This is a genomic window from Bythopirellula sp., from assembly GCF_041737835.1.
GTDB lineage: Bacteria > Planctomycetota > Planctomycetia > Pirellulales > Lacipirellulaceae > Bythopirellula.
In genome coordinates, this window is sequence record NZ_JBGSQY010000054.1 from 69903 (window position 1) to 83784 (window position 13882).

10 protein-coding genes are annotated in these 13882 nt (G+C 55.5%); all 10 read right to left on the reverse strand.

Features of this window, described 5'->3' with window-relative positions:
• Positions 1-7: 7 nt before the first annotated feature.
• The 10 genes from AC6T8Q_RS17195 to AC6T8Q_RS17240 are packed head-to-tail and all read right to left on the reverse strand — an operon-like array spanning position 8 to position 13879.
• The gene (locus tag AC6T8Q_RS17195; RefSeq protein WP_496922513.1) at positions 8-982 is read right to left on the reverse strand and encodes an ABC transporter permease; all 975 of its coding nucleotides are present in this window, start codon (positions 980-982) and stop codon (positions 8-10) included.
• Positions 979-2520 (reverse strand): sugar ABC transporter ATP-binding protein, encoded by a 1542-nt coding sequence (locus AC6T8Q_RS17200; protein ID WP_500680258.1) that lies wholly within the window; start codon positions 2518-2520, stop codon positions 979-981. The genes AC6T8Q_RS17195 and AC6T8Q_RS17200 overlap by 4 nt, the downstream gene beginning before the upstream one ends.
• On the reverse strand, positions 2517-3161 hold the full coding sequence (locus AC6T8Q_RS17205; RefSeq protein ID WP_500680259.1) for a DUF2291 family protein: 645 nt from the start codon (positions 3159-3161) through the stop codon (positions 2517-2519). The genes AC6T8Q_RS17200 and AC6T8Q_RS17205 overlap by 4 nt, the downstream gene beginning before the upstream one ends.
• 5 nt (positions 3162-3166) lie before the next feature.
• Positions 3167-4159, reverse strand: coding sequence for a D-ribose ABC transporter substrate-binding protein (locus AC6T8Q_RS17210; RefSeq protein WP_500680260.1), 993 nt, complete (start codon positions 4157-4159; stop codon positions 3167-3169).
• Positions 4160-4193: 34 nt separating this feature from the next.
• Entirely contained in the window at positions 4194-5672 is a 1479-nt protein-coding gene (locus AC6T8Q_RS17215; RefSeq protein ID WP_500680261.1) for an FGGY family carbohydrate kinase, read from the reverse strand.
• Positions 5669-6685: a transketolase family protein gene (locus tag AC6T8Q_RS17220; protein WP_500680262.1), complete on the reverse strand. Its 1017-nt coding sequence runs from the start codon at positions 6683-6685 to the stop codon at positions 5669-5671. Before AC6T8Q_RS17220 ends, AC6T8Q_RS17215 begins: the two co-directional genes overlap by 4 nt.
• On the reverse strand, positions 6682-7518 hold the full coding sequence (locus AC6T8Q_RS17225) for a transketolase (protein WP_500680263.1): 837 nt from the start codon (positions 7516-7518) through the stop codon (positions 6682-6684). Before AC6T8Q_RS17225 ends, AC6T8Q_RS17220 begins: the two co-directional genes overlap by 4 nt.
• Positions 7519-7526: 8 nt before the next feature.
• Positions 7527-8951, reverse strand: coding sequence for an L-fucose/L-arabinose isomerase family protein (locus AC6T8Q_RS17230; RefSeq protein WP_500680264.1), 1425 nt, complete (start codon positions 8949-8951; stop codon positions 7527-7529).
• A 2-nt stretch (positions 8952-8953) separates the two neighbouring features.
• Positions 8954-11422 (reverse strand): alpha-L-fucosidase, encoded by a 2469-nt coding sequence (locus AC6T8Q_RS17235; RefSeq protein ID WP_500680265.1) that lies wholly within the window; start codon positions 11420-11422, stop codon positions 8954-8956.
• 6 nt (positions 11423-11428) lie between these two features.
• Positions 11429-13879, reverse strand: a complete 2451-nt coding sequence (locus AC6T8Q_RS17240) for a pectate lyase family protein (RefSeq protein WP_500680266.1) — start codon at positions 13877-13879, stop codon at positions 11429-11431.
• Positions 13880-13882: the final 3 nt, after the last annotated feature.

Consider the following 13882-nt stretch of genomic DNA (forward strand, 5'->3'; position numbering starts at 1 on the left):
GAATAGGTTAGCTCTCGTTGCGATTGGCCCGCTCGATGGCCACCGCCACAATAATGACTGCCCCTTTGACCACTTGTTGCCAGAAGGGAGAAACTTCTAAAAGGACCATGCCGTTGTTCAACACCCCAATGATGAGACACCCCAGGACGGTCCCCCAAATGGAGCCCCGTCCGCCGGAAAGCGAGGTGCCGCCAATGACGACCGCCGCAATGGAATCGAGTTCGTAGCCCGTCCCCGCGTTGGGCGTCGCGGAATCGAGTCGCGCAGTGACCAACAAGCCAGCCACCCCGGCGAGCATCCCCCCTAGAGCATAAACCATTAATTTGATTTTGGGGACATTGATGCCGCTCAGTTTTGCCGCGCGCTCGTTGCCACCAATGGCGTACAAATACCTGCCAAAGCGAGTGCGCTGCGTGACCACGATAAAGATGCCCACCAAAACCGCGGCGATGCACACCGGCATGGGAATCCCCAGAACGTAACCGGTGCCGAGTTTGCCGAAATCATCACCCAGACTCGTGATCGGAAATCCGCCGGTCCAAAGCATCGTCAGGCCGCGGGCAATACTGAGCATGCCGAGCGTGGCCACAAATGGTGGTAAGCGGAAACGCGTGATTGCGATGCCATTACAAAGCCCCAGTGTTGTACCAACAACAAGCCCCGCAATGATTCCGCCTAATACCGTGAATTGCAATTGAACGCCGAAGCGGTCCAGTGTGATGCCGTTCTTCATCAGTCCAGCAGCAACAGCCCCCGCCAGCGCAAGCATCGATCCGACCGACAAATCGATGCCGCCGGAAAGGATGATCATGGTCATGCCAATCGACAGGCAAACATTGATCGAAATCTGACGCAACACGTTGAGCGTGTTATCGACCGTCAGAAATCGATCCGTGGCGAGGCTCAATCCCAAGACCAGCAGAGAAAGCGCCAGCACGGACTGAAATCGGACGGCCCAGGATTTGAATTCGCTCAGCGTCATGCACAGGCCTTTCCCGTGGGAAGTGCCGCGCGAAGAATGCATTCTTCGTTCGCTTCAGAGCGTGTGAATTCTGCGGTTTTACGACCTTCGCTGAGTACGACGATCCGGTCGGCGAGCGCCAAGATTTCCGGCAATTCCGAAGAAACGACGATCACCCCCAATCCTTCCGCGGCGAGTTCGTCGATGAGCGTGTAAATCTCACGTTTGGAATTGATATCGATTCCGCGAGTCGGCTCATCGAGCAGCAACACGCTGGGGTTGGTGGCGAGCCATTTCGAGAGGACGACTTTCTGTTGATTGCCGCCACTAAGATTGCGAACTTGCTGACGGAGTGATGGCGTCTTGAGTCGCAATCGCGTGGCATATTTTTCAGCGAGCCGTTGTTCCTTGGCGGAGCTCAGAAAGCCATAAGTTGCCGTCTGTTTAAGGGAAGCCATGCTGGCGTTGGCGGCCACGCTGAGCGGCAAAAACAGTCCTTCGAGTTTGCGATCTTCCGGAGCAAGGGCCAATCCGGCGGCAATCGCTGCGGCTGGTGAATCGATACGCATTGGCTCACCATCGACAACAACTGAACCAGTCGTTGAATTGGAGTACAAGCCGAAAATTGCTTGGAGCAATTCGGTTCGCCCGGCTCCCATGAGACCAAACAACCCCAGTACTTCGCCGCGGCGGACATGTAGCGAAATCTCTTGCAACAGAAATCGATCGTAATGTTGAGGATCGCGGACGGTGAGGTTCGTAATTCGCAGCACTTCGTCACCGAACTTGGTGGATGATTTCGGAAATTGGTCGGCAAGATCTCGGCCTACCATGAGGCGCACCATTTCGTCGTGCGTGACTGACGCAAACGGCACGGAAGTGATGAATTCCCCATCGCGGAGTACCGTAATGTCGTCGGCAATTTGCGGCAATTCGTCGAGCTTATGAGTGATGTAGATGATTCCCACACCGCTTCGTTTAAGCTCTGTGATAATACGAAAGAGCGCGGTCACTTCTTGCTCGGAAATTGCCGACGTCGGTTCATCCATGATGATGACGCGGGCGTCGGTCGAGAGAGCTTTGGCGATTTCAACAACTTGCTGGGCACCGACACGCAAACTCGAAATCAGAGCCCGTGGATCGACCTTCAGCTCCAGACGTTCGAGCAATTTAGCCGCCATGCGATTCATCGATTTGCGGTCGACAAAACCTAACGGCGTGAGCGGCTCGCGGCCGAGGAAAATATTCTCAGCAACGCTTAAGTAAGGAATGAGATTGAGTTCTTGATGGATAATCGAGATGCCGGCGTCAGTGGCCTCGCGTGGCGTGCGGAATGCAATAGGTTTGCCATCAAGCAAGAGTTCGCCAGCATCCGCAGGAAACACGCCCGACAGGATGTTCATGAGGGTCGATTTGCCGGCACCGTTCTCTCCCAGCACCGCGTTGAGTCGTCCCGCAGGCACGGTGATCTGCACATCTTGCAGCGCGCGAACGCCCGGGAATGATTTGCAGATTTCCTGAGCGGCAAGCAGCGGTGTTGGCGAAGCGTCGACGGTCATTGCGGAAATTCCACCTGCAAGGGGACCACGGTGAGAGGCAGAATTTTTTTGTTCGACGCAAGGACTTCGGCGCAGCCGACAAAGCGAATCTTTGCGCCGACTTTGGCTTGCTTTTTGAGCTCGGGCTGAACTTGCTCTTCTACGATGCGGTTCAATTCTTTGGAGATGGCATTGAAGTCTTGTGAATTGGCGAATTTGCCGGCAACCAATTGCCCGGTCGCATCGCGAACTGTATTGCCAAAGAGTAAGCCCGTTTTCAAGACGATATCGGGGTTATCAGTAATCTTGAGATTCACCCCTGATTTGTCGATCGAAGTTACGGTTCCTATGCCTTGCAAGAAATAAAAATAGACACGGCCGATGCCCACCGATTTGCCAAAAGTCTTGCGGGCCATTTCAGGGTCGTTCTGAATCGCAGGAATCAGTTCCGCGGCGTCGGTTGCTTGCTCGAAACTGGGAACCAATTGCTTGGACCAAAAGTCCAGCGCAAAAGGCTTCGCGTCGAACTTTTGACTGGTGTTCGCCGCGGCCACCTGCTCCAGCGGCACGATACGAAACAGCGGAAACCAATACGTAAGGGCCAGGCCGAGAAGAACGACACACGGCACAACGAATCGGCGTTTCAGACTTGGCCCAGGCATATTGCTCAGTCTTCCTTCAAGCCGAAGTTGGCGTAGTCGTCGACGTTGTCTGGCGTAACGAGCTCGACGTCGACAGGAATTTTTTGAGGAAAGTCTCGTTTCCCTTTGAGGTACTCGTCAGCGAATTCCGCCGCTTGGATCGCCATCAGCTTCGGGAACTGCATACACGTGGCCGCGACTTTGCCTTCTTTGATCAGCCGGACCACGTCGTCGGAGCCGTCGAAGCCAAACACTTTGATTTCATCCTGTCGATTGGCCGCGGCGATGGCTTGATAGGCGCCCATGGCCATGACGTCGTTGGCGCAAAAAACTGCGTCGATCTTGGGATTGGCTTGCAGAATCGATTCCATGACTTCCAGCGCACGGCCTTGATCGAAATCAGCCGACTGCTGGGCCACCATTTTTAAGCCTTCAAAGCGATCAACAACACTATGAAAACCTTTCGAGCGATTCCAAGTATTATTGTCACCGGAGGTTCCCATCAATTCGACCCAATTGCCGTCTTCGCCGATAACGCTCACGAAATACTCGCCGAGCGCGACGCAGCCGGAATAACTGTCGGAAAGAATTTGCGACGTGGCGGCATCGGTCGCGTTGATTTCGCGGTCGATGCAGAACACAGGGATCCCGGCGTCCTTGGCCCTCCGTACGCTGGCAATGGAACCATCAGCGTCGGTGCAATTGAACAGTACGGCTTTGTAACCACCGGCGATCAAATCTTCGAAGTGGGAGCTTTCCCTGGCCGTGTCGCTTTGCGAATCAAAAACCGTGGCGTCGTAGCCTAGCTCTTCACAGCGTTTCTTCGCGGCATCCGTTAGCACGACGAACCAAGGGTTGTTAAGCGTGGAAACAATGATGGCGATCTTTTCTTTTTCGCCCGACTTTGGTTTCGCGTCGACGGTTTGGGCGGTTTGCTCTTTTTCCGGAGGTGCTTGGCTGCAGCCACCGATCCAGGGAACGGTGGCGACGATCAACAAACTAAGAAGAGTTTTGAACATGGAATTCCTATCCTATGCTTCAATTGAAAATTATTTACAGCAATCGCCCCACGGCAGTATGCCAGCCGGCAAGGGAGCGCTCGACTTCCGCCGCATCGCGATTGGGCCGATAAGTTTTGGTTTCGCGAGGCAGCTTGGCCAAATCCGCCAGCGAATTATGGATTCCCAAGCCAAGCAGTCCCGCCGAGACAGCTCCCAGCGCCGAGGACTCCGGCGTGTTGGTCGTGACAAGTTCGCGTTCAATCATATCAGCCGTGAACTGCATAAGGAACTCATTGCAGGTTGGCCCGCCGTCGGCGAACAAAATTTGCGGTGTGATACCGCTCTCCTGCTGCATCATGTCGAGCACGTCTCGAAGCTGATAACTGATTGATTCCAGAGCAGCTCGCACGACATGGGCTTTGCGAGTATGCCCCGTCATGCCAAAAATCGCGGCCTGGGCGTCCGGTTTCCAATGTGGCGCGCTCAAACCGGCAAAGGCCGGAACGAGATAAACGCCGCCATTGTCTTCGACTTCCGTGGCAAGCGGCTCGCACTCAGCCAAGTCGCCAATCAATTGCAATTGATCGCGGAGCCAAGTGAGTGTGGCCGACGAATAGTTAATGAGACCTTCCAGGGCATAAGTTGGCTTGCCATTGAGAACCCAGGCCAGTGCCAACACAGAACCGCCGTTGGTAACTTTTGATTCCTGGCCTACATTGAGCAACACGGATGTGCCGGTGCCGAACGTGGCTTTGGCCATGCCGGGCTCGTAGCAACGCTGAGCGAACAACGACGCCTGCGAATCGCCCATCACGCCACAAATGAGAATGCTCTGAGGCAAATTTCCTGCGGCATTTGTTTCGCCAAACTTCGCGGAACAATCGCGCACTTCCGGCAGAGAGTCATGTGGAATGCCAAATAGCTCACACAGTTCCGCGTCCCAAGCGAGCTTGTGGACATCGTAAAGCAGCGTGCGGCTGGCGTTGGTGTGGTCGGTGGCAAAGACCTGGCCACTCGTGAGACGGTAAATCAGATAGGCGTCGATCGTGCCGATGAGCGCGTGGCCTTTTTGAACGGCGGTGGCGATATCTGCTCGCTCACGCAACAGCCAAGCAATTTTTGAAGCAGGAAAATACGTGTCGAGTTTTAAGCCAGTACGTTCTTGAACAAGTGGTTCATGACCCGCCACGGTGCATTCTTTACAGATCCCATCGCCACGGCGACACTGCCATACGATTGCATTGTGCAACGGCTTGCCGGTCTGCCGATCAAAGACAACGAAGGTTTCACGCTGATTGGTGATGCTCAGGCCAGCGAGTTCACCAAGGGCTGATTGGTGTCGAGTCGTGAGTTCAGCAATGACGGCAAGGACGTTCTGCCAGATTTCCTCGGCATCGTGCTCAACCCATCCGCTTTGCGGGTAAATCTGACGATGCTCGCGAGAAACCTTGTCGACGATCCGGCCGTTTTGATCAAATAGGACTGCCTTGGTGGCCGACGTGCTTTGATCGATGCCGAGGATGAGAGTCATCGTGCCGCCCCCGAACGCTGTATGAGCGTGTGCGCAGCTTCTGCAAGCCCTTCCATCGAGAGGCCATAATGACGGAAGATATCGGCTTGAGCCCCCGTGACGGTATCTTCGTCGGGAATTCCAACAATTTTCATGGATACAGCAACACCCGCCTGCATCAGCACCGCGGCGCACGCTTCACCCAATCCGCCATGAACGGAATGTTCTTCAGCGGTGACAATCGCGCGGCAATTTTGGCCGGCATCAATGATCGCTGCCTCATCCAGCGGTTTGATGGTGTGCATACTGATGACGCGACAATTCAATCCCTGCTCGGCAAGTTTTTCGGCGGCAAGTAAACAGTGGATAACGGTTTCGCCCGTGCCGAGGAATGCGACGTCGTTGCCTTCTCGCAACGTGATGGACCGGCCGACTTCAAAATTTGTTGCAGCGGTGTGCAGATCGTACATGGCCGCTTTGCCGAAGCGCACAAAGACGGGGTGCTTGGCTTCGGCTGCGGCACGGATTGATTCGCGAGTTTCAAAATTATCTGCTGGCAACAGGATGGTGAGATTATGAATGGCTCGCAGTGCGGCGAGATCGTGCAGCGAATGATGCGTGCTGCCAAGGGCGCCGTAGCTCACGCCCGCACTAATACCCACGAGCGTGGCGGGAACATCGGAATAGCAAACGTCGTTCTTGATTTGCTCGAGCGACCGCGCCGTCAGAAAGCAGGCGGGGGAAACTCCAAACGATTTCTTGCCTGCCGCAGCGAGCCCCGCGGTAATGCCGACGAGGTTTTGTTCCGCGATACCGACTTCGACAAGCTGCTTAGGCAAGGCTTTGCCAAACGGGCCGAGTTTGCCTGAACCCCGGGAATCGCTCGTGACCGCGATGATGCTGGGATTCTCGCGGGCCAATTCTTCGAGCGTCGCGGCGAACTCTTCGAGATTCGCGCGGCCCTTTTTCAGGCCCAAGCGTGCAATAACTTGCTGGGCTTCCGGCGAAAACATCGATGGGGCGGGTGCGCTCATAGGGCCTCGCCCACGAGCGCTTGCTCGGCTGCGGCTAACTCGCGTTGAGCCAGCTCGTACTGTTCCGCAGAGGGAACTCCATGATGCCAACTCACGACGTTCTCCATGAAGCTCACGCCCCTGCCCTTCACCGTATTGGCGATGATCATGGTCGGCTTGCCAGTTTGGGGTGGGGCCGTGAGGGCGTCGGTCAGCTCGGCGAAGTCATGGCCATTCACACCGACGACATGCCAACCAAAAGCGGCAAATTTCTCGTCGAGCGGCTCGTTGCTACACACGTCGCGCGTGTGGCCGGTGATTTGCAGCGTGTTGTGATCGAGAATCGCCACCAAGTTATCGAGCTTGTAATGGGCGGCGGCCATGGCGGCTTCCCAGTTGGAACCCTCAGCCATCTCGCCATCGCCGAGCAGAGTGAACACGCGGTACTTGGACGCATCGAGCTTGCCAGCGATGGCCATGCCCACGCAAATGGGCAGGCCGTGGCCCAATGCCCCCGTATTCATCTCGATGCCAGGGACTTTGCGCGTTGGGTGGCCAACGAAAGGCGATTGATAGTGGCAAAGAGTTTCGAGTTCCGTTTCCGGAAAGAAACCTTGATCGGCCAGGACAACATACAACGCTTCGACCGAATGGCCTTTGCTTTGAATGTAGCGGTCGCGGTCGGGTGACGAAAAATTCCGTGGCGAAACATTCATCACGCGATTGTAAAGCACATTGAGGATATCAACGCACGACAAGCTGCCGCCGGTGTGGCCAGCCCCGGCTTCGGTTATGTATCGCAGAATCTTCTGGCGATATTGAATCGATTTGAGTTGGAGTTCGCGATCGGTCATAGCAACGGTTAGCAATTGGTCTTTCCGTGATGATAGGTTTCCCAACCTAGGTAGTTGGTAAAGGCTTCGGCAAGAATGTCGGCGGACTGCGAGTTTGTCATGACCACGTGATGCTCGAAGCCCTCGCGGCAAACATAGCGTAGCAAATCTTGTAGCTTTGGTACGTGAGCCACCGCGCGGGTGCCGAAGGTGTTGAGCTCATCATCCGTGAGTTCTCCTTCGCCAACGTAGGCGCGAATTTTGCCATCGCAATCCGCCGTGGAAAGTCGGCCGTAGGTTAGCGGTCCTGCGGGAGTGCGACCTTCGAGCGCGCCATAGGTGTTCTCCACGCCAAGCGTGCTACCGAGAATCGGCGCGTTGGCGATTTTGATATCAGGGAGAAAACTCTTAGCCCAGTTGCCGCAATGGAACAGCGTGCATTTGTCTTCGTCATCGCCGTAGTTATTGTTCCAGTCGACAAGTGCCGCGGGTGATTTCGCAGCAAGCTGCATGGCGTACATCGTGAGCACGCCCAGCACGTCGACTTCGCACGCGCTAGGGAGAAAATTCTCGCTCATCATGCTCATCAACGTGCAGACGTTGCAGCCGAGATTTTGTTGCACCGATGTCCAGCATTGAATCGCGGTCGCGTCGATAGCGTTGAGTTCCATCCAGTTTTCCAACACGACGCCCAGCTTCGCCATTTGCAGCAGCTTTTCGGAGGGCACATTCGGTGCGGGTGCGTAGTCGGTGATCGCCTTGAGTTTGGCAATCACAGCGGCATCACCATCGGTAAGCTGCTCAACTTGGGCAATCAACTCCGACAAATCGACGGTGGTGACGCTCACGCCGTGGCGTTCGAGAATCTTTTCGCTGAAGCGGACCGTGTTGAAAGCACCAGGACGCGCGCCGACGGCTCCCAGCCGCACACCACGCAGGCCGTTCACAACGCGGCACACGCCGAGGAATTTGGCTAGGTCTTGCTTGAAATCGTCCGACGTGGGCGACGTTACATGCTTGTGGGTGAGTGAGAATTTGATGCCCGCTTGCACGAGGTTGTTGCAAACCGAGATCTTGCCGCAGAAACCATCACGCCGCCGCGAAACGCCCAGCTGGTTGAGGTCGTCAGGATAGGCTTGCACTAACACGGGGACATTCAAATCGGAGAGCTTGAGAACGTCGGCCACCCCTTTTTCGTCGCCGAAGTTGGGGAGCGTCACCAGCACACCATCGATCTCGTCGCGATGCCGGCGAAAGAGGTCCGCGCATCGGCGTGCCTCGGCATGGGTTTCCACGCCGCCGAGTTTGGTTTCCTCGGGCGAAACCCAAATCGGCCGGATGTTGTATCTTTCGAAGAGAGCAGTCAGATCGGCGCGAGCTTCTGACACCAACTGATCGGGAAAAAAATCCCGGTTGCCGACGATCACTCCGAGAGTGGTTGTTGAATTCTTCATGCTCAGTCCTTTTGATCGTGCGCCAGTTCCAGTCCGGTGATCTTTAGCGCCAAAGCGATCTCCGTCGGACGTGCGGCGGGAAGTTCCACGGCAAGGCCTTGTTCGGTTTGTTCCCAGTTGAGTTGGCCTTCATGGCCCAAAAGTTGAACGCCATCAACCTTACCTGCGGACGCGGGTAGCGACTTCACGAGCAACTTGCCATCTTCGGGCCATGCCAGGGCGATCGCATAGAGAGCGCCGTCTTTGGTGGTGAAGCGAAGGTCTTCTCCCGTATAAGCTTTCCGTTCGGTGTCGGTGAACGAGCCGCCTACGTCGAGCGTTGGCCCTTCACCAAACTTGTGCCAAGGCTGTGTGCCGTAAATGGCGTCACCGTTGACTTGGAGCCAAGCACCCATGTCGCGGAGCATTTGTTGTTCGGTCTCGGGAATCGTGCCGTCGGCTTTGGGCCCGATGTTCAAAAGTAAGGCTCCGTTCTTGCTCACCACGTCGATCAGATCGTCGATGATGCTGTCGACTTCCTTGTATTCGTGGTTCGTGACGTAACCCCAAGAGTTTTTCGAAACCGAGGTGCAAGTCTGCCAGAAGTCGGGGCGAATTTCCGCGGCGCGACCACGTTCGATATCGAACACACCCGTGCCATCGGGAAACGAACGGCCTTCCCATTCCTTGAAATCGATGGCGACTTCCTTGTTCCATTCCTTGCCACGGTTGTAGTAGTAGGCCGCGAATTTTTGCAAGTAAGGTTGGAACACCGGCTGGCAGATCCACCAATCGAAGTAGATCACTTCGGGCTGGTATTTATCGACGATCTCGCAGGTACGCAGCAGCCAGTCATCGAGGAACTGCTGATCAGGCATCTCGGCGTGAGTTTCGGCGACTCGTTTGTTGCTCGCCGGACCATAAAGGCTACTATTGTTGGCGTCGAGTACGTCGGAGTCGATATACATCCCTTGATCGAAGAACCACCAATGTTCCGCGCGATGGGATGAAGCGCCGAACACGATGTCCTGATCGCGTAGCGCTTCGGCGAGGTCGCCAATCACGTCGCGTTCGGGGCCCTTTTTGACCGCGGTCCACTCGGTGAATTCGCTGTCGTACATCGGAAAACCATCGTGATGCTCCGCCACGGGAATCACATATTTCACTCCAGCTTCGTGAAACAGCTTAGCCCACTCCTGCGGATCAAACTTTTCGGCCTTGAAAAGGGGAATGAAATCTTTGTAGCCGAACTCCGCCTGCGAGCCGTACTTCTCGACGTGATGCGCGAATTCGGGCGTCCCTTTGAAATACATATTGCGGGGATACCATTCGCTGCCAAACGCCGGCACGCTATAAGGTCCCCAATGAATGAAGAGGCCGAGTTTTCCCTCGCGGAGCCAACTGGGAGTTTGGAAATTGCCGAGTGATTCCCAGTTGGGTTGAAACGGACCTTGCTCGGCGACTTTGTCGATCTCGGCAATGCGTTGGGCGGTTTTATCTTTCGTAAGGGCCGGCTCCACGGGGAGACGCACGTCGCGGATTTGTTCGCTGCCAACTTTAAGTAAATACACGAGTTCCTTGCGTGAAATTTCAAGCACCGTCCCGTGCTTGTGACCCGGTGGAAAAGAAACCTCATCAGAGATATCGGTAAAGGTCTTGAAATCCTGGGTCCTAGCGGCGCCGTAAGTGCCATTTCGATAGGCATCGTAATAGATGATCCAATCATCGCCGATTTTGATTGTCGAGGGGCCTTCGGTGAAATCGGCCGTGAACGCAGGAGAAATATCTTCCCAAGGACCGAGCGGCGTCTTTCCAAACGCCACGCGCAGATTCCGTTCGGGTCGCGAATTGTCTTTCAAAATCAGCACATACCGTTCGCCGTCTTTGACGATCTGGCAGTCGATGACATTGAAATTGGGATCGAGGAACAGTTTGGCGGGAGCAAACGTCTTAAAATCGCGCGTCGTTGTGTAGTACATCCGCTGGTTGTTATCGCGTTCTTCGCCGTTCTCCGGAAAGCGGCCGGGGATGGTCGAAGCCCAGCAGATGATGAACTGGTTTTCCTTGTCATCATAAAAGAGTTCCGGTGCCCAGACGTTGACCGTGGTCGGCTCGTGTTTCATCACGGGGATGAACTGCTGTGGCGACCAATGGACCAAGTCATTGGAACTTGAGTAGCCAAAGCCCTGATCTTTTTTCCAACCGGTGGTCCAGACAAGATGATAAACGCCGTCGGGTCCGAGCAAGAGGCTCGGATCGCGCATCAACTGGCTGTCGCCCACGAGCGGCTTCAAGAACGTGCCGGGGACGCTGGCCCATTTGTATCCATCGAAGCTGTAGAGAAATCGCAACCCGTCTTCGCCGTTGCCGCGGAAGGAGGTGGAAAGATAAACGTTTTCAGGGACAACATTTTCCTTGACCGATTCCGCGCAGAGCGCCGTCAAGCACGAGCCAATCAGAAAAACAAGTGTTAAACCCAATCGCGCGATCATCGGAACCTATTCTGCCTTTACCATGCGAATATTAATGGGACGCGTTAGAGAATTACCGTCGGCGTCCTTCACGGTGAACTCAAATCGAGCGAGTCCGGCGGCATTTTCCGAGGGAGTAAAGCGAGCCGATTCATCGTTGAGCTGTACGGATCCTTGTTCGACATCACCAATTTCAAAGGTTCTTTCACCTAGCTCATAACCAACGGCCAGCGCGTTCAGGTCCACATCGAGCGACTCACCGGCCTTGCACTCGAAGTGTGGGACTGCGAGCCAGTTCAAATAGTTTTCGAGGTTCGTATAGCCGTCGTTGTCGGGATCAGAGTTCGCGTCGGAGAGATCGTCTGCGGGTGATTGGGGATTGAGCTTGTGCAATTCTTCCCACCAGGTGGGGAGGCCGTCATTATCCACGTCCCAGTCGTCTGAGCGTTGTTCGGTTCCGTAATCATCCCAGCCACCGACGTCATCTTGTGTGTCGGGCAGGCCGGGGAGTCCAGTGATGCTTCCCTTGAACTGCGCTTCGCCACGGAGCGTTTCGTCAATGACACGCTTATCGTGGGCATCGAGTACGGGTTCGTTGCAACCAACGTTCGAGAGCACATCTTTAAATGCAGCCTCTGCGGAAGTTGTGGTCACGTACGATTCGTAGAACGGTTCGTTGACGATCCAGTTTTCGTGGGGTTCGCCGTGCCGCTCGAACACTCCGGCTAGCTTCTCGCTTGCATCGAACTTGCCTTCCATGACGTTGCCGTCCGCGTAATACATTTGCGGGCCGAAGCTCGGCACGGCTTCGCGCTCGGCCATCAGCACGTGAAAGACTTTGGTCGCGGCACCGGGTTTGTAGTAGTTGTTAACGAAGTTCACTTCTTTGGCACCACCATCGGTGGTGCGATGGCTCCAGTTGTAGACCACGTTGTTGCGGATATCGAGCCGCCCCGCGTGGCGGGTGGCTTTGTCGAGCCCCCCGGCGAGGCTCCAATTGCGGCCGGCGCAGTGAGCAAGCAGATTGTGATGAAAACTGCCGATGTCGCCGCTAATACTCGCTGCGAAACCGTGCTGTTTCCCCTTTTCATATTTGGAATGGCCCGCGACGTTGAGCGCTTCGGAAATGAGCGTGTTTTGCAGCGTGATATTTTTCGCCCCGCGTGAGCTGAACGATTCATCCTGAGTCCAACTGATCGAGCAGTGGTCGATAATCGAGTGATCGCAACTGGCGAGGCCCATGCCGTCGAGGGTGACGCCTGCGGTGTTGCCCGGGCGCACGCGGACGAAGCGTATGATGCAGTCGTGGTTGCCGAGCAATCCCAAGTTATAGTTGGAAATGCAAATGCCGGGGGCGGGTGCTGTTTGGCCTGCAATCGTGAGATAGGGATCGCGAATGATCAGCTTGCTGTTGAGGATGATGCGCCCCGAAACATCGAAGACAACGGTGCGCGGTCCCGAGGCTTCCACCGCTGCACGCAGGCTGCCAGGGCCAGAATCATTAAGATTGGTCACTTTCAGAATGCGGCCACCACGGCCACCGATGGCAAAGCGCCCGTAACCTTCAGCACCAGGAAACGCGAGATGGCGAACGCGGAAATTCCACACATCGCCGCGCGTGACTTTGCCGCCGGCGTCTTCGCTGTCGACTCGCCAAGCGTAATGGGTTTGGCTGGCCGTGGGATTCACTTTCGTGGATTGTTCAGCGCGATCTGTCGATCCTAGGAATTGGGACGAATCAACAGTTGCGGCCGACGCTAAATTCTGAGCCTCATCCGCGCTGTCAGCAGAGGCAAAATAAACGTGATGTTTGACGGCATTGTCTGCCGGTTGCCAAGTGAGCGTGACACTGTCAGAGTCGCCAGCAACATGGCCATCGTTGTGGGCGGGGGTGGGGCTTAACGCTTTCGCTTTGGGGTTCGTGGCATCAATTTCCAACCCATTGAGCACCACGCTCGGATCCCCCGTGATTCGGATCACAGCGGGAGTATCTGCCCTGACATCGAATTCCACAAAAGCGTTCTCAGCCGCTTCGTTGCTTGCCACACGAATTGTTGGTTGAACGGTGGTGCTGGCTTCACTACCGATGACAGCAACGGTTAAGGGATTAAGCGGTTCTTTGTTTAAGCCGTTGTGATAGGTCACGAGCGAATGCCGACCCGGCTTTAGCCCAGCAAGTTCAATTTCCAGTGCGGGTGCCATCACGCCGTCGGTGGCCATCGTGGCACCGGTGCTCAAACCGGCTTTGTACCATTGCCCTTCGACGATGCTTCCTGCGGGAGCACGGAGTGTAATGGCAATACCATCAAATTCGCGCGTGGCTTCGTGGCCGTTTTTCACTTGCCATTCCTGCCAGCCCGGCGTGGCTGTGTCGTTGCGGCCGGTATCCATGCCCAGGTCGATGCGAATTGGCTCGGCGCAATGAGCAGAGCTACATGTCATCGCCACGAATGTCAGCATTAAGAAAAGATTCTTCATGGC